The sequence below is a fragment of the Pseudomonas taiwanensis genome (assembly GCF_013393345.1).
Taxonomy (GTDB): Bacteria; Pseudomonadota; Gammaproteobacteria; order Pseudomonadales; family Pseudomonadaceae; genus Metapseudomonas; species Metapseudomonas resinovorans_C.
Window position 1 is genome coordinate 174754 of the sequence record NZ_QJRF01000040.1, and the last position, 17839, is coordinate 192592.

The following is a 17839-nucleotide window of genomic DNA, read 5'->3' on the forward strand; positions in this document are numbered from 1 at the left end:
TGTGAACAGACCTCTCCCCCCGACATTCCGCGAAGAACCGAAAAAAAACCGCCCCGAAGGGCGGCAAAAAGGAGCGGGCTTGTAGCCCACTATGGAGTAGTCGTCAGCGAATGCCTGAGCTTCGCAGTGCGGCGGCGGTGTACTCGGCGGCGCTGGAGGTGAAGCCGAACTGCAGCGCCTTTTTCTCCTCGTTGTGCATGCCGGACACGATGTATCGGCCGTTGATCAGGTCATACAGCGCCTCGGTGCCGAGCCAGGGGATCTGCAGGTCGTACATCGGTGAGAGGTGGCCTTCGGCGACGCGCCAGAGGGCGCCACGCGCGTCGTAATGATCGGCCAACGCAATCTGCCAGCTGTCCTCGTCGACGAAGAAGACCCGCTTGGCATAGATATGCCGCTCGCCTGGTTTGAGGGTCGCCTCGACCTGCCAGACGCGATGCAGTTCGTAGCGGGTCAGCTCGGGATTGATATGCCCGGGCTTGATGATGTCGCTGTACTTGAGGTCCGCCCCGTCGAGCCGGTAGCTGTTGTAGGGGATGTAGATTTCGCGCTTGCCGACCAGTTTCCACTCATAGCGATCCGGTGCGCCGTTGAACATGTCCTGGTTGTCGGCGACACGCTGGCCGTCAGCAGCCGGATAGGGACCGTCATAGGAGACCTGCGGCGCACGGCGTACGCGTCGCTGCCCGGCGCTATAAAGCCACGCCAGGCGCGGCTCCTTGACCTGGTTGAGGGTCTCGTGCACCAGCAGCACATCACCAGCCAGACGCGACGGAGCAGTCACCAACTGCTTGTAATAGAACAGCACGTTTCCTGGGTTCGCCGGATCAAAGTCGGCAACGCGATCACGGAAGGTGAACTGATCTTTGAAGTGCACCGGCACAAAACTGCCATCGGCCAGCGGAGTGGCCTGCACATGGCTGCGCTTGGCGCTGCCGCCACGGTAGCGGGTGATGTGGTTCCACACTACTTCCAGGCCATCCTGCGGGATGGGAAAGGGCATCGCGGTGGAGAAGTTCTCCAGACCGTTGCCGCCGTCCACCATTCTGGTTCTTGTCGCATTCTCCCTGGCCGCCTGATAGACAAAGTCAGGCGCATTGGCGGAGCGGTGGCTACGGTAGACCGGTAATTGGTAGGTGCCTGGATAGCGTTTGAGCATCGCCATTTGCCCAGGCGTCAGGTGGTCCTGGTACTGCGCCATGTTCTGCACGGTGATAGTGAACAGCGGCTGCTCTGTGGCGAAGGGGTTGCTGAGAAATCCCGCGGCATCTCGGTTGCCGGCACCGCTGGACAGTCCCCCGTCCCAAGGGGGAATGGTACCCGCGGCATTACCCGCCTTTTCGGCTCCCAGAGGCGTGAGCGACGCGCCCAACTGGGCGGCCTGCTCGACACTGACCGCCCCCAGGGCGAACTGACCGATCAGGCCAAGGCTCAGCGCCAGCGAACAATTTGAAAAGACCATCTTTCCCATGCTTTCGCTACCTCTTGTTGTTGTGCTTCGTGAGTAAGCGCTGGAGTTTCTGAATACCTGCACGCCCCCCTCGCACGTCAATCACATACTTCCGGGGAGGCATGTAGGAATCAGCACTCCGCTCAATCCATTGAACTGATGAAAAAGGGCTGTCTGCTTCCGATGGGGCGATCGTTAAAACCCAGGCTCTGACAACAACGATATCGTTGCCGTACAAAGGTATCGCCAGCATGAAGTGGAGCGTTTCTTACGGGGACAAGTTGGTGCTGTGTAGTGAGCCGCCAGACAATGGTGGCTCACTACCGTCAGACTCCAGGTCACTTACCTGGCGTGGACAAACGATTGAAACGAATTGTTCTTCGCCCGCTCCAGCGCGCCGTAGGCGTAGTACTGCTGGATTATCTGGCAACCCCAAACGGTCAGGGCGTAGATCATGAACTCCATCTTGTCCTCGTCCCCCGGGATTGGGAGGAAGTCATAGACGACCGCCACGGCCAAAGCAGCCGCCGTAGTCAAGGCATTGAGCAGTGCATGCATGAACTCGCCGGCGCGCAGCAGACGCCAAGTGAAATAGCAGAGATAGAGGGTGTAGCAGGCCCACATGATCAGGTAGAAATACGGCAGCAGCCCTTTAACGAAGTCGGCCAGTACCAGCACGAAAGTGGCGGCGAAGGTGACCCCGAAAATCATGATGTCCTTGGTAACCGAAGGCCTGTAGTTATGGGTGACCGCCATCAGGCCAAGCGTGGCCACAATCGGGACACCGAAAGCGCGGGAAAAGGCATCGAGGAAGAAAGAGATGCTGTAGCCAACCTTGAACCCCGTCACAAGGAATAGCAGTAGATTCGAAGCAGAGAAGGCCACGATCAGCCACTCAAATCCGAGCAGATAGTTCTTCCGAATGCGCACATACTTGAGGCCGTAAACCACACCGCAAGTGATCAAGAAAACGCTAGAAAGCAGCGCAAGAACTTCCTTAATTTCCATAGCAATAACCTCTATCAAATACTCTACCGATCGTTCACTTCGCCACAGGGACGAGCGCTGCGAGATAGTGGGAAAGTGCCTGACGATCATCCGCGGACAAGGTCGAGACGATGGCTGTCATCGCGCCCGTCGAATCCTTGCGCCTCCCTTCCGCAAAGGCATTCAGTTGGGCCAGCAGGTAGTCATGCCCCTGTCCGGCCAACCGCGGGAACTGGTCGCGCCCCATCAGCCCTTCGCCGTGACACGCCGCGCAGCCTCCGTTCAACGCCAGCCTCTGCCCCTTCTCCCGCAGCACGGGATCAGCCTTGAAGGAGCTGTTTTGCGCAGCCGACTGCTTGGCGAAGTACGCCGCCAACTGCTGGACGTCGGCCTCGCTCAGGGTCATAGCCAGCGGCCCCATGTTCGGATTGGCCCGCGCGCCACTGGCGAAGTTACGCAGTTGGTTGGCCAGGTAGGTAGCAGGTTGACCAGCCAGGCTGGGATACCCCTGATGCTGCGACTTGCCTTGAACACCATGACAACCTACACAGGCATCGCTCAGTCGTGGCCATGGGCCGCCGTCGGCTTCCTTGGCCTCTGTGGAAGTGCTGATGTGGTCCATCAGACGATAGAGATCAAGGGCATCCCGACCGTAAAAAGCCAGCAGCCCGGCAAGGACCACGACTACAGCCACCGCTATCAATTTCTTCATCTTCGCCTCCTATGCCCGACGCAGCGCGTTGAGCGCCTGCAGGGCACTCTGGTGGCCCGAACGCACGGCGCCATCCATGTAGCCGGCCCAGATATCAGCGGTCTCGGTACCGGACCAGATCAGGTTGCCGCAGGGTGGCCGCAGCGCCTCGCCATGGGTGGTCCAGAAGCCCGGCGGGATGGCGGATACGCAGGTTAGCGTCCAGGGGTCATCACGCCCCCAGTCCTGGTCGTGGTACACCACGGGCTGCAGCGCCTCGTCGCCCCAAACGTCGGCGAAGATTTCCGTCAGCGTGCGCTTGGCCGTTTCATGATCCGAGGGCAGATTGGCGTTGGAGAGGAAGGCATTGATGATGCCGATCTCGCCATTGGGCGGCGAGTTGTCCCAGGCCCAAATAATGGGGCCATCCATCATCATGATGTGCCCGTTCAAGCCCTTGTCCCGCCAGAACGGCCGGGAATACACCATGGCCATCTTGCGTGCCGGCGAATGCGCGGGCCAGGCACGTTGCAGTGCTGCACGCGCCGCCGGCAGGGCCGGCTCGAACTGCACCCGGTTGCACAGGGCCGGATGGATGGCCACGATGACCTTACGCGCGCGAATCGCCCCCTGGTCCGTGTGCAGGGTCACGACCTCGCGATCCCAGTCGGAAATCTTCCGCACCGGGCACTGCAAACGCAGCTTATCGCCCAATTGCTCGGCCATCTTGATGCTGAGGATCTGCGAGCCGCCAACGAAACGCGTGCCTTGCGCGCTGTCCTTGATCGAGTCGAGTTTTTCGTAGTCGCAACCGGCCGAATTGATCATGGACAGGAAATGCAGCAGCCCCATTTTGGCCGGGGTGACGCCACCAGTCAGCGTCATGCTGGCATCCCAGCCGGACCGATCCTCCGGCTTGATGTTTTGCTGGGCCAACCAGTCTCCGACCGAGAGCTTGTCCAGCTCAGCAGCCCTGGGGGATTTCCAGGGGGCCCCCGAGGGGACTTCGCGAGACATCTCGCTCAGCTTGCCAGCCACGGTCATGTCGGTGCCGAAGGTTCCTTGAAAATCGACTTCCAGCCGACCGTCACCGCCGATGACGACCGTGCGTCCTTCGTAGAACGTCGGGAAGGTGCCAACCTCCAGCTGACGCGCGAGGTCTTCGACGGCGGTCTGACCAGGCCCGATCCACTGACCACCAACTTCCGAGACGTAACCATTCACCTCGTAATTGAGGGTACGCCCCCCTACTCGATCCCTCGCTTCCAGAACCAGGAAGGACTGGTTGCCGGCCAATTGCAGGTCACGGGCGGCGGTCAGACCGGCCAGCCCCGCACCGATAATGACGACATCCAGCACGTCGTCCTGCCCGGTCGACACCATCGCGTCACCTGACGTCTCGCTGGCATGCGCCAACCCTGTGGTCAGACCGAACCCACCAATCGCTGCAGTGGCACCCGCCAGCTTCAGCAACTGCCGTCGCTTGAGATCGAGAGAAGAATTTGAGTTGGGCTTGTTCGCCATACTCGTAGCCTCACGTATTTTTTATTGAAGTCGTCGTTCTTGTTACGGCATGGGAAAGACGGCAGCGAACAGCCAAAATGGCCGGCGATGGCATGCCGCGAGATTCACCGGGGCGCCCTGGCGATCGATGTGCTTATTGGAATTCAACGAACCTCGGGGCCTGGCCCTGGGGTTCACCCTGTGGCGAGTATGAAGGTCGATCGGCGCAGCAACTGCGTGCCGAACAGGATCATCCACATCGGGAAGATCAGGACGACCAAGACCAGTAGGGCCGCCGAAAGTCCGGTCAGTTGCGGGAAGAACCCGGCCAGGAAGAAGAGGCCAAAGCACCAGCCGACGAAGCTGAGGGGCAGCAGCACCGACCGGCCCCAGCCCGCGCGCTTGAGATGGCCACCGACCACCAGTCCCCAGAACAGCACAACCGGGCCCTCGCACCACCACAGCCCTTTCTGGCTGCCGACAGCGATGCTGGTCCAGACAACTTCCGCTGCCTTGGCTGCTTCACCACCCGCCGCATGAGCGTCGGCCAGCGGGTTAAGCACGGAAAGTTGCAGGGCTGCGCCGATGACACCCAGGGCCACGTAGAGGGCGATGGCGAGCACAGCGATATCCCCAAGGGTGCCCGCCTCTTCACGAAAGACGCTCCAGAGGTAGCCTCCGATCACCAGCACCGGCAGATAGAAACCGAGAATGTCGGCGAGCATGGACAGCCGGAAAAACTCTCGAATCTCTGCCGGGAACGCCAGCATCGCCGCACCGTCCAGTGAAACGGTCATATCACCCTGGGTGACCATCAGCATGAAGCCGACATTCAGGTAGGCAAAGATGCCGCCCAGAATCGCGGTCCAGGCGGTGACGCGCACTGCCTCTTTTGAGTTGTTATTCATCATCGCTCCGCGCAAGCAGAAATGTTGTGTTCGGAACTGTGCGGAGATTCCCGCGACGTCAGTTCCGGTTCTCGGTCAGTTAGCGGCGCCGCCCTGCACCTTACGATTCACCCAGTTGTCCATCAGGTTCGCCGCCCCCAGCGCCAGCTTGACGGCGCACCACTGCAAGGGCTCAGGGAGGGTCGAGGGCGTCTTGTGGCGCAACGCGGCCAGCAGAGGATGCTCGACACCGCCAATTCGCTCGGCGAGCAGGTAGCCCATCAACGATTGGGTGGCGACGCCGTGCCCGGAACACCCGGCGGTATAAATGACGTTCTTCTGGGCGCCCGTCTCACCAACAACCGGAAGCGCGTCATAAGCCATGCTGACGTACCCGCTCCAACTCGACTGGATGCCGAGGCCGCGCAAGGTTGGGAAGCGATCGTTCAGCGCCACCGCCAGTTCTCGATAAGCGACTTCATCCGGCACATTTGGGGTTTGCGAGCCATACGCATAACCGAGCCGTTTCGTTGTGATGACCAGCGTGTTGCGAGCGGTCAGACGATGGCTCTCCATCGTCCAGTGCGAGGTGATCAAGCCTTCCCTGCCCGACCAGCCCAGCGAGGTCAGTTGCGCTGCCGACAGGGGTTCCGTCTCGATCGCCGAGACCCGTAGCGGTACCACCTTGTCCCTTAGAAGGCCGAGCTGCGGGGTGTAGGCGTTTGTGGCTAACACAACATAGGACGCGCTCGCGGTGCCCCGCCTGGTCGCACACCTGATGGTCGGACCTTCGCTGTAGGACAGCAGCGGCGTGTTCTCGTAGAGCTTCACACCGGCCCGGAGCGCCGCGCGCCGCAGCCCCATCACGTACTTGCCGGGGTCCAGGGTGCCGCCATGCTGCTGGGCATAACCGAACAGGAAGGCTGGTGGGATACCGCGCGCGCGCATGTCGGCATTGTCCAGGAACTGCGTCGTGGAGCCGAGCTCCAGACCAAGCTCCATGGCCTTGCGCATTTTCTTTTCCTGAGAGGGATGAACGCCGACGCGAATATTTCCTGATCGGTTGTAGTCGCAGTCGATGCCGAGCTCTTCGAGCCTGCGTTCTACGTAGGTGACCCCCTCGTCATAGAAGCTGACGATCTTCCGCGCCTGCTCAATGCCGACGCGGTTGACGAAGAATTCGAATTCGATCCCCAGGCTGCCACCGAGATAGCCCGCATTGCGCCCACTCGCGCCGAAGCCGGCAAATTCTTGCTCGAGGACGATTACCTTCGCACCGAGTGCAGTCAGCTCCAATGCAGTAGACAGTCCAGCAAAGCCAGCACCGACCACGATCACATCGGCGCTGACATCACCCTCCAGCTCTGGCTGCATGTCAGCCGGCCTTTCCACCCACCCACCGAGCCGACGAAAATGCGCGACTCCACAGCTGGTCTTGTTTTCCGCGTCTCGACGGGGTGCTGACATGACACGTTCTCCTATCGGCTCAGGATGTGAACTGCGACGGCGCCTTCTTCGACCCCGATAAGGCCACCGCCATTTTCCTGGATTGCATGGCGCGCGCCTTCGACCTGCCGGGCACCCGCCTCGCCACGCAACTGAGTGGTCAGTTCGTAGAGTTGGCCAATGCCGGTTGCGCCAAGCGGGTGCCCTTTGGATTCCAGCCCGCCAGAGGGATTGATCGGGACTCGGCCACCCACGGTGAAATCACCGCGCTCGGCACAGACCCCGCCCAGCCCCAGGGGCGCCAGTCCGAGGTTCTCCGCCTGAATGATCTCCCCCATGGCGGACGCATCGTGAACCTCGGCGACATGCATGTCCTGCGGCCCCAGGCCGGCGATCTCATAGGCCTGCAGCGCGGCTAGGTGGCTGACGTGCTTCTCCGGCTCGTCGATGCTCCGCAGGGTAAAGCTGCGGATCACGCTGGCGGCGATCTTCACGCAGCGCCGGGGGTCGGCTCCGATCCGCTTCAGACCGGCCTCGGTGCAGATGATCGCGGCGGCGGCGCCGTCGGTCATGGGTGCGCACATCGGCAGGGTGATCGGGTAGGTGATCGGCGGCGCCGCTAGCACTTCCTCGATGGTGAAGGGCTTGCGGAACTGGGAGTACGGGTTGTGCACCGAGTGGTTGTGGTTCTTCGCGCACACCGCCGCGATCTGCCTCTGGGTGGTGCCGTAGGTCTTCATGTGCCAACGGCAGAAGCCGGCGTAAATGGACATGAAGCGGCTGTACGGACGGTCGGACTCCGAGCCGGGCGGCGGCACGACGCCGTCGCCCATCTTCGACAGGATGGCGAAGTTCTCCTCGGCGCGGGCGACGTCCCACCCTGCTTCGAACAGGGCGAAGGACTTCGCCTTGTCGGCCACCACCATCTTCTCGCAGCCCAGGGCCAGCGCCACATCGGTAGCGCCTGCGCGCAGGCTCTGCACTGCCAGGTGAACGGCGGTGCTGCCTGAAGCGCAAGCGTTCTCGACGTTGTAGGCCGGCACCCCTTCGATGCCGATCTTGCTCATGATCACCTGCCCCGGGATGGACAGCTGGCCCTGCAACGCACCGTTGGTAATACCGGCATAGAAGACGGCACCAATGTCGGAGCGCTGCGCGCCGGAATCCGCCAAGGCGCCGTTGAGCGCCTCCAGGGCCAAGTCCTGGAGGCTGCGATCCGGATGACGACCGAACTCGGTCATGGCAATACCGGCAATGTAAATGGGTTCCATCAGAAGACTCCTCGACTTCAGATCTGCCGGTTGGCGCCTTGCCAATAACGGGCACGCAGGTCTTTCTTCAGCACCTTGCCCACCGGGCTGCGTGGCAGCGCCTCAATGACGTCCACCGATTTGGGCGCCTTCACCGAACCCAGCTTTTCCTTGCACAACGCAATCAGTGCGTCGGCGTCGACGGTCTGTCCCTCGTTCAGCTCGATGACGGCCTTGACCGCCTCACCCCATGTCTCGTCGGGCACGCCGATAACCGCGCAGTCGCGTACGGCAGGATGGCTCCAGAGCACCTGCTCAACCTCGCTCGGGTACACGTTGAACCCGCCCGAGATGATCATGTCCTTCTTGCGGTCGGTGATGTGCAAGTAGCCGTCGGCATCGATGTGGCCGATATCGCCGGTATGCAGCCAGCCATCGATGAGAGTCTCCGCCGTTTTCTGCGGATCCTTGTAGTAGCCCTTCATGATCAGGTCGCCGCGCACACAGATCTCACCCGTTTCACCCTGGGCGAGAATCTCGTTGCCGTCGTTCATGATCTCCACGCGGACCAGGGGGTTGGGCTTTCCAACAGAAGACAACCGCTCATCGCTGGCCACTTCACCATTCACGAAGTGCTCGCCCGGCGTCAGGTGCGCAATCGCGCCCGGCGCCTCCGTCTGCCCATAGCCTTCCATCATGACCGGGCCGAAGACTTCGATCGCCTTGCGCAACTTCTCCACCGACATCGGTGCAGCGCCATAGAGGAAGTAGCGAAGCGACGAGAAGTCGACCTTCTTGTTCAGGTCGGGAATATCCAGCAGCCGGTAGATGACCGTTGGCGGCAAGAAGAACTCCGTCACCCGGTACTGTGGGATCGCCGCCAGCAACAGTTGTGGTTCCGGCTTGGTGATGACCACAACCGCGCCGCCCCTGGCCGTGCAGGGCATCGACAGCATGCCGGCGGTGTGGGTCATCGGCGCTGCCGCCAGGTTCACCGGCCGGATATTGGCGGGATACGGCGTGTTAATCATGAAGTGCGCAAAGCTAGTCTGCACGCTGCGATGGGTGTTCATGACGCCCTTGGGCAAGCCCGTGGTGCCACCCGTGGGCCCGAGCCAGATCACATCGTCCGGATCGACGGAGACACGTGGATCTGTGGCCGGCTGTTGCGCGATGAATTGCTCCAGCGATTCGGCCCCCTCCACTTCACCATCTATGCAGACCCACTGACTGATCTTCGGCAGCTGCGGCCGCAGGGTAGCAATGGTCTCGGCAAATTCGCGCTGGAAGAACAGGATCTCGCAGTCGAACGCGTCCAGTACGTAGCGGTTCTCCTCGGGCGCGTTGCGCGCGCCCACCGGAATCCAGCACAGGTTGGCGCGCCACAGACCCAGGGCACAGAGCCAGGCGGTTACATCGTTAGCTGCCCAGACTGCGCCCTTCACCCCGGACGCGAATCCACTGGCCAGCAGTGCGTTGGCGATGCGGCAGGACATGTCCCCCGCTTCGGTAAAGGTCGTGACCGTGCCGTCCTGGATATAGGCAGGCCCCTGCGGATTGATCCGCCAGCCACGGTCGAAGAAATCAATGATTGCCATCGTCGTCACTTCACAGCTGGGTGATGGTTGCGCGAGCCAGGCCGCGTTGCTCGAGGAAGCCGAGCATGTAACGGTGGCCGAAGGCCTTGGAGGAGGACGCGAAGCCCACTTTGGCAACGTCGTTGTCCAGCAGCTTGACCGCAGCCGCCGCGTGCAGCGCACCGGTGGCGATATAGGGGGTGATGCCGTGCACGGTGGCACGCACCGCCGACAGCTGACCGCGACCGATGGCGAAGTCCACGGTGCGCTGCAGGGTGCTGCGCTCGCGCGGCGGCATGCTCGGGGTGGTGGAATCCACCAGGTTCTGGATCACCGCGTCCTGCTGCTCCTTCGGCAGATGCTTGTACTCGGCCTCCCACTTCTGCCCCAGGGCATGGACGGTCCTCATCACCGGGTTGTCGTAGAAGCCGACACAGGACATGCAGCTGCGCACGCGGCCGTCATTCTGGAAATAGATCGGCAGCGAGGTACCGCCCCACGGCAAGCAGAACACGGACTCGAGCAGGCTGGGGCAGACCACGTTGAAGCTGGTGTTGGGCGCGTACGGAATCAGTTCCTTCTCCCACAGGTAACCACCCGGGTGACGGAAGCCTTCGAAGATGGTGGCGGTGGAGCCAACGGTCACGCCGGCAGCGCCCACGCGCGGGCCGCGGGTCAGGGTCGCGGTTTCCAGGGAGTCGACACCGGGGGTTTCCAGGGCCAGCTCAGCGGCGATCTCGGCGAAGGTGTACATGTAGGCCAGCGAGGGCGACAGCAGCAGGCCGGCCTGGCGGTACAGCTCGCCGAACTGATCGCGCAGGGCACGGATATGCTCCTGCTCACCGGCCGGGTCCAGGTAGTGGCAGCCAGCTTTCAGGGCAGCCTCAGCGGTGGTCAGACCGAAGTTGACGAACGGGCCGACGGTGTTGCACACAACTTTTGCACCCTTGAAGACGGCAGTCAGGGACTCGACCTCGTGAGGGCACTCGACGATTTCGTAGGTGGCCGACTCCAGGCCGACGACGCGTTGCGCCATCATCTCCTGGGCACGCTTGGCGTTACGGGCCACGGCAGTGAAGGGGATCTTCTGGTCAATAAGCCAGTCCATGGTGAGCATGCCGGTGTAACCGCTCGCGCCATAGACAACGACAGGATATTTGGCCATTGGGGTGTTCCTCGCTTTTGTTCTTGGATGGATTGAATCGGGTGATCGAATCAGTTTTGGGCCCAGCCTTCGGCGTAGAGCTGCTGCGCAAGCAACCCCAGACGCATGGTCAGGATGCGGTTCTCGCCGTCTTCGATCAGGGCGGACTGGGTGTCGCGTAGCAGCTTCTCGATGGGGTACTCGAGCGTGGTGCCATTGCCGCCGAACAGGCGGAATGCCTCCTCCACCACCGCCAACGCTTCTTCGGTCACGGTGACCTTGGCCGAGGCTGTGGCATAGGGATGGGTCTGTGGCGAGAGGCGTGCAAAGCTCAGTGAGCGGCGGGCAACCGCACGGGCGATTTCCACGCGGCGGAGCATTTCGCCCAAGCGCAGGCGGGTCATCTGGTGATCGATCAGCATCCGACCACCCTGGCGGCGCTCGTGGCAGTACTGCAACGCCAGTTCGAAGGCCGCCCGAGCCACACCGGTGAAGACCTGGCTCATATGGGTACCGGCATAGGACCAGGAGGAGCTCACGGCGCCGTAGTAACCGTCCCGCTCGGCAATGGCGAAGCGGCGCGGGACACGTACGTCATCGAAGTATATTTCCCCCTGAGGCAAGGAACGTTGACCGATCTTCTCCAGGGGCTTGCCCTTGGAAACCCCCTTGATATCCAGCGGAACGATCACAGCGATGCCATTGGGCAATCCATCCTCACCGTAGAAACCGTCACCGTAGTCGGCGCACATCAGACCGAATGCCACCTGCGCGACAGCACCGTTGGAGACCCAGGCCGAGCTCTGGCCATTGATGATGATCTCGTCGCCAACGACCTTGGCGGTCAGGTTCCCGATGTTGGCCGGCGTACCTACGGGCCAATCGCGCTTGATATCGAGCAACTGGTTGTCGCTGCCGCGATCCGGCTGGGTGGCCATCCAGCAACCGATCCGCCCCTGGCACAACTCGATCAGTTCGGCGTTGCCGGCAGCGACGGCCATCTGCAGGGGGAAGCCAGCACAACCAAGGGAGACCGCCAGGCCAGCATCGCCCCACCCCAGCTCTTCGCCGATCATGGATTCGATCCGCACTGCCATCTCCGGCGGCAGCTCCGCTAGCAGTGCGGGGTCCAGCCCCAGCTTGGCGAATTCGCTGAACACCGAGTAGTAGGGAGAGCCCGGCGCAGCCACTTCTTCGGCGGTCATCCGGTCCAGCTCGCGACCCAAAGGACGCAGCACGTCCTTGGCGAAACGGTGCACAGAGGCCTGTATGGCTGCTTCTTCCTCGGAGAGAGGAGTTTCGAAACCGGACAGTCCGGCCGCAGGAAGGGTGAGGTTGGGCTTGAGCGTAATCATCAGACCACCTCCGCCGACACCGGCAAACAAATCATCAGGCACTGCACGCCCGGGCAGTTGGATTGAATGGCGAACGAAGCAATGCTCTTTTCGCCGGGAAAACCTCTGCAGACGGCGAAGCCGTCGTTGGGACGGGAACCTGTCTTGAAGCTTTTCATGCGCGACCTCCAGGGGGGTCTCTTGTTGTTTTGCAGAACTGTAATCCTGTCTTTATTTTTACGCAACAGTTGTTATGCAAAACACTTGTTACGACCCAGACAAGGCAACGCCCCGGGACGAACAATCGCGGCTCTTCAGCCGCTCCGGCGAAAATTGAACGGGCGGGCACAATCGCAACCGGCAGCAGGAAATGAATTGATTTGCGCCGTTTCCGTTCAGTGGATTGGCGATATGGGGGATGGCGCAGCGCAAATGAAACCTGCCCGACAGCATGGCCCACTGCAGATTCAGATCTCGGCATGGGAGTGGGTCAGACAGCGGGGGGGGGCGGACGCGGTCGAGAGGGTGAGTTACGTCGAACGATTCACGGCGCGCGACAAGGCAGCACTAGCCAGGCTGCGCTCAGCGCCTACCAACGGCTTGCGTGGCCCGGTAGCTACCAGGACTCATGCCGGTCCACTGGCGGAAGGCTCGATGAAACGCGCTGGGCTCCTGGAATCCGCAACGAATCGCGATCTCGGAGATGCTCAAGGTCTCATCGTTGAGGTAATCGAAGGCCAATGCCTTACGCACTTCGTGCTTGATCGCCTGATAGGAAAAACCCTCGCGCTCCAGCTGTCGGCGGAAGGCGGATTCGCTCATCGAAACCTGGCTTGCCATCTGCGTCTGGGACGGCCATTCCAGCTCAGGGGACGTCTTGAGGCGGCGATAAACGTCGGCCGAAAGCCCTGATCGATTGCGGAATCGCACCACCACACCCTCTGGCGCGTGACGGAGGAACTGCTTGAGACTGGCGAAGTTGCGGATCACCGGCAGCGACAGCTGGGCTGAACCGAACTCCACCTCGGTACGCCTGGCCTCGAACTCGATCCAGGGTCCCCAGAGCAAGGGTTCGGCGCCGTGCGGAGGCGGAGGATGGCCAAACTGGGTACGGTCGAAATTGAGCCGGCGTCCCACAAGCCAGCAGGCCACGCCAATTACCATGCTGAGGTAGATCTCCTCGGCGACTCCACGGATAGCGGGATCGTCGATACGGGTTTCCAGGACGATCGCGGTGCGATTGCCGCGCAGTTCCAGATGCGCGCGGATGTCACGCAGGAACAAGTTGAAGCCGGACAGGCACTGGCGCAGCGCGCGCCCCAGGTCCGGCTCGTGGAGCACACTGCGGCAGATGATCGCGAACGTACCACGAGGCATCCCACCCGAATCGAAAGCGAAGAATTCATCTCCCAGCTCCTCGGTGAGCAGCAGCCACAGCCGTGTCACCGATTCCGCCGGTACCCGGCGCAAGGGTTCATCGAGCCAGGAAGGCTCGATACCCGCTTCGCGCAGAATCGCCTCCACGCGCGTAGGTGCCTGCGCCAGTCGGTGCACGGCGGCCTTCACGAAATAGGCGGCCACAGAGTCATTCGTCCGGACGATGTGCTCTTCAGCGTTGCCCGTCATAGTCCTTGCCCATCAGCTGATATGTCCAAATTCGACATCCGAGTGCGCGCAATTCCGGCATAGGTGGGCAGGCCACTGCCCCCTAGACTTCCGGCCATCAATCCAGGAGCGTCTCAGATGAACAGACCTGAAGTTTTCGTTGTCAGCGCGGTGCGTACCGCCATCGGTACCTATGGCGGCACCCTCAAGGATACCCCGCCCGCGCAACTTGCCACACTAGTCACCCGAACTGCCCTCGCGCGCGCCAACTGCGATCCGCAGCAGGTGGAACATGTCGTGTTCGGCAACGTGATCCCTAGCACGCCCAAGGACGCCTACATCAGCCGGGTCGCCGCACTGCAGGCCGGAATTCCCAAGGAAACCCCGGCCTTTGGCGTCAATCGCCTGTGCGGTTCGGGCCTGCAAGCCATCGTCAGCGCCGCCCAGGGCCTGCTGCTGGGTGACGCGCGCGTCGCCATTGCCGGTGGTGCCGAATCCATGAGCCTGGCCCCCTACCTCGTGCCGAGCGCACGCTGGGGCGCTCGCATGGGCGATAGCAAGATGCTCGACTTCATGCTCGGCGCCCTGCAGGACCCGCTACACGGCATCCACATGGGTATCACCGCCGAGAACGTCGCCAAGCTGCACGGCATCACACGAGAAGACCAGGATGCCCTAGCCTTGCAGAGCCAGCAGCGGGCAGCCCGCGCCATCGCCGAAGGACGTTTCGATAGCCAGATCGTCCCCGTGGAAATCCAGACCCGCAAGGGTGTAACCCAGTTCGAGATCGACGAGCACGTGCGATCTGAGGTGACCCTGGAGCAACTGGCGAAGATGAAGCCGGCCTTCACCGAAGGTGGCACCGTTACCGCAGGCAATGCCTCCGGTCTCAACGACGGCGCCAGCGCTTTGCTGCTGGCCACTGGCGATGCGGTGAAGGACCAGGGCCTGCACCCCATGGCTCGGGTGGTGGCCTATGCCCACGCTGGCGTCGAGCCAACCGTCATGGGCCTGGGGCCGATTCCGGCGACCCGCCTGGCCCTGCAACGCGCGGGCCTGACCGTGGCCGACCTCGACGTGATCGAGTCCAACGAAGCCTTCGCCGCCCAGGCCTGCGCGGTGGCGCGCGAGCTTGGATTCGACCCGGAGAAGGTGAACCCCAATGGTTCCGGTATCTCCCTGGGACATCCGATCGGTGCCTCCGGTGCGATCATCGCCACCAAGGCCATCCACGAGCTGCAGCGGATCAAGGGCCGCTACGCCTTGGCCACCATGTGTATTGGCGGCGGCCAAGGCATCGCCGTCATCTTCGAACGCGTCTGAAGGGGGCCGGTCGGGGCACGTCAGCCGGACTTCGCCCGAGACACGACTCCAGCAGTATCCCGACCGGTTCCTTCGGCGCGTTCCGCCTTCGCGGCGGTGACATCCTGGCCTCGACCTGTCCAAACGAAAGGGTTTGAAACATGAATACAGCCAAGTGCATCGAGCCCCTCTCGCCGGCCGCCCGCGCTGGCTCGCGCTTCGAACGCAACCGCCCCAGGGCCCTGGAACTGTTCGCCCAGCGCGGTTTCGCCCAGGTCAGCCTGCGGGAGCTGGCCAGCCATCTCGAGCTCACCGCCGGTTCGCTCTACAACCACTGCACCAGCAAGGAAGAGCTGCTACTGGAATTCATCGAAGAGCACTACATGGCGCTGCTGTCGCTGTTCGACCGCCGCCACCGCCGGGAGTCCCCCAAGGCGACCCTGCAGGTCGTGATCCAGGGGCTGATCGCGCTGCATGAGTCCCATCCCTTGCACTTCAAGTTGGCGGCCCGCGACGCTGTCTGCCTCAAGCCGAGCCAGCGGCTGTTCATCGACCGCCTGCGCCAGCAGTTGCGCCGGCAGCTCGACTCGCTGCTGTGCGCCGCAGGTCTGGTCGGCCCCGGGCAAAGCAGCGTGCCGGCCCTGGAGCTGTTCGAGCACTTGCCGCTGTGGCTGTCGAGCTACCCGCTGGACGAACGGCAACGCAGCGAGATCCTCATGCGTCTGCTGATGGCTGCCCATCCCATTCCCACTTCGGAGATCCGACCATGACCGGTTACAAGGCGCCCCTGCGCGATATCCACTTCCTCCTGGGCGATGTCTTCGATGCCGGGGCACAATGGTCGGCCCTGCCCAACTTCGCCGACAGCCTCGACATGGACACCGCCGGCGCCATCCTGGAAGAAGCCGGCAAGTTCGCCAGCGAATCCCTGGCGCCGCTGAACCGCAGTGGCGATGAGGAAGGCGCGCGCTGGAGCGACGGCGTGGTGACCACTCCAACCGGATTCAAGGAGGCCTACGCCACTTACGCCGAAGGTGGCTGGGTCGGCCTTTCCGGCAACCCGGTTCTTGGCGGCATGGGCATGCCCAAGATGCTTGCCGTGCACGTCGAAGAAATGCTCTACGCCGCGAACTCCAGCTTCACCCTGTATTCGGTCCTGAGTAGCGGCGCCTGCCTGGCCATCGACACTCACGCCAGCGCCGAGCTCAAGCAAACCTACCTGCCACCCATGTATGAGGGCCGCTGGGCGGGCTCCATGTGCCTGACCGAAGCGCACGCCGGCACCGACCTCGGCCTCATCCGCACCCGAGCCGAACCGCAGGCCGACGGCAGCTACGCTATCACCGGCAGCAAGATTTTCATCACCGGAGGCGAGCAGGACCTGACCGAAAACATCATCCACCTGGTGTTGGGCAAGCTGCCTGACGCCCCGGCCGGCCCCAAGGGTATTTCGCTGTTCCTCGTACCCAAGGTACGGGTGAATGCCGACGGCAGCCTGGGCGAGCGCAATGCACTGTCCTGTGGCTCCATCGAGCACAAGATGGGCATCAAGGCCTCAGCCACCTGCGTGATGAACTTCGATGGCGCCACCGGCTGGCTCGTCGGCGAGCCCAACAAAGGCCTGGCGGCGATGTTCACCATGATGAACTATGAGCGCCTGTCCATCGGCATCCAGGGCATCGGTTGCGCCGAAGCGTCCTACCAGGCCGCGGTAGCCTATGCCCGCGACCGGCTGCAGAGCCGCGCGCCCGGCGGTCCAGTGGCAAAGAACAAGGCGGCCGATCCGATCATCCACCACCCCGACGTACGCCGCATGCTGCTGACCATGAAGGCGCTGAACGAGGGCGGCCGCGCCCTGGCCACCTACGTAGGCGCCCAGCTGGACATCGCCAAGCACGGCACAGATGCCGAGACGCGCGAAACGGCGCAGACCCGAGTCGCCCTGCTCACCCCGGTGGCCAAAGCCTTCTTCACCGACACGGGTCTGGAAAGCTGTGTGCACGGCCAGCAGGTGTTCGGTGGCCACGGCTACATCCGCGAATGGGGCCAGGAACAACTGGTGCGGGACGTACGCATCGCGCAGATCTACGAGGGCACCAATGGCATTCAGGCCCTCGACCTGCTGGGCCGCAAGGTACTCGCTGATGGTGGCAAGGCACTCGACGAGTTCCTCGCGGAGATTCGCCGCTACGCCGAAGAGCCCAGCGTCGAGCATCGCGCTGTCCTGCTCGATGCCGTCCAGAAGCTGGAGGAAACCAGCTACTGGGTGCGTGACCAGGCTGGCCAGGACAGCCGCCAAGTGGGCGCCGCCTCGGTGGAATACCTGCACCTGTTCGGATACGTCACCTACGCCTACCTCTGGTCGAAAATGGCCAGCATGGCCAAGACCAGGATGGACGCAGACCCGGAGTTCTATTCGGCCAAGCTGGCCACTGCAGGCTTCTTTTTCAACCGCATCCTACCCCGCATCGAGGGCCTGGCGGCCTGCGTGCGCGGGGGAGCTGACAGCCTCTACGAACTGGCCGAAGCACAGTTCTAACGCCCTCAGCTCAAGTTCCAGGGTCGGCATCCCAGGTGGGTGCCGACTCCCTTCCCTCTTGTCGGCACCGCACTTCCACGGGCGGCCACGCGTCGCAGCAAAGCTACAATTACAGCGAAGCGCC

The 17839-nt window shown here is 62.5% G+C and carries 15 protein-coding genes; 3 read left to right on the top strand and 12 right to left on the bottom strand.

Annotated elements, in window-relative coordinates:
- Positions 1-103 precede the first annotated feature (103 nt).
- The 12 genes from DM872_RS06795 to DM872_RS06850 form a co-directional block, all read right to left on the bottom strand.
- Positions 104-1471 carry a DUF1329 domain-containing protein gene (locus DM872_RS06795; protein ID WP_179058743.1) on the bottom strand — a complete coding sequence of 456 codons (1368 nt, stop codon included), beginning with the start codon at positions 1469-1471 and terminating at the stop codon, positions 104-106.
- Between the two features lie 321 nt (positions 1472-1792).
- Positions 1793-2458 carry a hypothetical protein gene (locus DM872_RS06800; RefSeq protein WP_179058744.1) on the bottom strand — a complete coding sequence of 222 codons (666 nt, stop codon included), beginning with the start codon at positions 2456-2458 and terminating at the stop codon, positions 1793-1795.
- A gap of 34 nt (positions 2459-2492) precedes the next feature.
- Positions 2493-3149 carry a c-type cytochrome gene (locus DM872_RS06805; protein ID WP_179058745.1) on the bottom strand — a complete coding sequence of 219 codons (657 nt, stop codon included), beginning with the start codon at positions 3147-3149 and terminating at the stop codon, positions 2493-2495.
- A 9-nt stretch (positions 3150-3158) separates the two neighbouring features.
- Complete coding sequence (locus DM872_RS06810) at positions 3159-4652, bottom strand: flavin monoamine oxidase family protein (protein ID WP_179058746.1); 1494 nt, start codon at positions 4650-4652, stop codon at positions 3159-3161.
- Positions 4653-4825: 173 nt separating this feature from the next.
- Positions 4826-5542: a hypothetical protein gene (locus DM872_RS06815; protein ID WP_256873306.1), complete on the bottom strand. Its 717-nt coding sequence runs from the start codon at positions 5540-5542 to the stop codon at positions 4826-4828.
- A gap of 72 nt (positions 5543-5614) precedes the next feature.
- Positions 5615-6985 carry an NAD(P)/FAD-dependent oxidoreductase gene (locus DM872_RS06820; RefSeq protein WP_179058747.1) on the bottom strand — a complete coding sequence of 457 codons (1371 nt, stop codon included), beginning with the start codon at positions 6983-6985 and terminating at the stop codon, positions 5615-5617.
- Positions 6986-6996: 11 nt separating this feature from the next.
- Positions 6997-8235, bottom strand: a complete 1239-nt coding sequence (locus DM872_RS06825) for a thiolase family protein (protein ID WP_179058748.1) — start codon at positions 8233-8235, stop codon at positions 6997-6999.
- Between the two features lie 17 nt (positions 8236-8252).
- Positions 8253-9812: an AMP-binding protein gene (locus tag DM872_RS06830; RefSeq protein ID WP_179058749.1), complete on the bottom strand. Its 1560-nt coding sequence runs from the start codon at positions 9810-9812 to the stop codon at positions 8253-8255.
- Positions 9813-9822: 10 nt separating this feature from the next.
- A complete protein-coding gene (locus tag DM872_RS06835) occupies positions 9823-10956 on the bottom strand; it encodes a saccharopine dehydrogenase family protein (RefSeq protein ID WP_179058750.1) in 1134 nt (377 codons plus the stop codon).
- Between the two features lie 50 nt (positions 10957-11006).
- On the bottom strand, positions 11007-12290 hold the full coding sequence (locus DM872_RS06840) for an acyl-CoA dehydrogenase family protein (RefSeq protein ID WP_179058751.1): 1284 nt from the start codon (positions 12288-12290) through the stop codon (positions 11007-11009).
- Positions 12290-12448: a hypothetical protein gene (locus DM872_RS06845; RefSeq protein WP_179058752.1), complete on the bottom strand. Its 159-nt coding sequence runs from the start codon at positions 12446-12448 to the stop codon at positions 12290-12292. Before DM872_RS06845 ends, DM872_RS06840 begins: the two co-directional genes overlap by 1 nt.
- 403 nt (positions 12449-12851) lie before the next feature.
- A complete protein-coding gene (locus DM872_RS06850) occupies positions 12852-13895 on the bottom strand; it encodes an AraC family transcriptional regulator (RefSeq protein WP_179058753.1) in 1044 nt (347 codons plus the stop codon).
- A gap of 117 nt (positions 13896-14012) precedes the next feature.
- On the opposite strand from DM872_RS06850, the gene DM872_RS06855 reads away from it, so the two are divergent.
- From DM872_RS06855 to DM872_RS06865, 3 genes are all read left to right on the top strand, one after another.
- Positions 14013-15197, top strand: a complete 1185-nt coding sequence (locus tag DM872_RS06855; RefSeq protein ID WP_179058754.1) for an acetyl-CoA C-acyltransferase family protein — start codon at positions 14013-14015, stop codon at positions 15195-15197.
- 140 nt (positions 15198-15337) lie between these two features.
- Complete coding sequence (locus tag DM872_RS06860; RefSeq protein ID WP_179058755.1) at positions 15338-15946, top strand: TetR/AcrR family transcriptional regulator; 609 nt, start codon at positions 15338-15340, stop codon at positions 15944-15946.
- Positions 15943-17715, top strand: coding sequence for an acyl-CoA dehydrogenase C-terminal domain-containing protein (locus DM872_RS06865; protein WP_179058756.1), 1773 nt, complete (start codon positions 15943-15945; stop codon positions 17713-17715). Before DM872_RS06860 ends, DM872_RS06865 begins: the two co-directional genes overlap by 4 nt.
- The last annotated feature ends 124 nt before the right edge of the window (positions 17716-17839 follow it).

Coding starts and splice junctions, on each gene's coding strand:
- DM872_RS06820 (WP_179058747.1), bottom strand. CDS start 6,985: ATGTCAGCACCCCGTCGAGACGCGGAAAACAAGACCAGCTGTGGAGTC.
- DM872_RS06805 (WP_179058745.1), bottom strand. CDS start 3,149: ATGAAGAAATTGATAGCGGTGGCTGTAGTCGTGGTCCTTGCCGGGCTG.
- DM872_RS06815 (WP_256873306.1), bottom strand. CDS start 5,542: ATGATGAATAACAACTCAAAAGAGGCAGTGCGCGTCACCGCCTGGACC.
- DM872_RS06810 (WP_179058746.1), bottom strand. CDS start 4,652: ATGGCGAACAAGCCCAACTCAAATTCTTCTCTCGATCTCAAGCGACGG.
- DM872_RS06840 (WP_179058751.1), bottom strand. CDS start 12,290: ATGATTACGCTCAAGCCCAACCTCACCCTTCCTGCGGCCGGACTGTCC.
- DM872_RS06830 (WP_179058749.1), bottom strand. CDS start 9,812: ATGGCAATCATTGATTTCTTCGACCGTGGCTGGCGGATCAATCCGCAG.
- DM872_RS06825 (WP_179058748.1), bottom strand. CDS start 8,235: ATGGAACCCATTTACATTGCCGGTATTGCCATGACCGAGTTCGGTCGT.
- DM872_RS06860 (WP_179058755.1), top strand. CDS start 15,338: ATGAATACAGCCAAGTGCATCGAGCCCCTCTCGCCGGCCGCCCGCGCT.
- DM872_RS06845 (WP_179058752.1), bottom strand. CDS start 12,448: ATGAAAAGCTTCAAGACAGGTTCCCGTCCCAACGACGGCTTCGCCGTC.
- DM872_RS06835 (WP_179058750.1), bottom strand. CDS start 10,956: ATGGCCAAATATCCTGTCGTTGTCTATGGCGCGAGCGGTTACACCGGC.
- DM872_RS06850 (WP_179058753.1), bottom strand. CDS start 13,895: ATGACGGGCAACGCTGAAGAGCACATCGTCCGGACGAATGACTCTGTG.
- DM872_RS06865 (WP_179058756.1), top strand. CDS start 15,943: ATGACCGGTTACAAGGCGCCCCTGCGCGATATCCACTTCCTCCTGGGC.
- DM872_RS06855 (WP_179058754.1), top strand. CDS start 14,013: ATGAACAGACCTGAAGTTTTCGTTGTCAGCGCGGTGCGTACCGCCATC.
- DM872_RS06800 (WP_179058744.1), bottom strand. CDS start 2,458: ATGGAAATTAAGGAAGTTCTTGCGCTGCTTTCTAGCGTTTTCTTGATC.
- DM872_RS06795 (WP_179058743.1), bottom strand. CDS start 1,471: ATGGGAAAGATGGTCTTTTCAAATTGTTCGCTGGCGCTGAGCCTTGGC.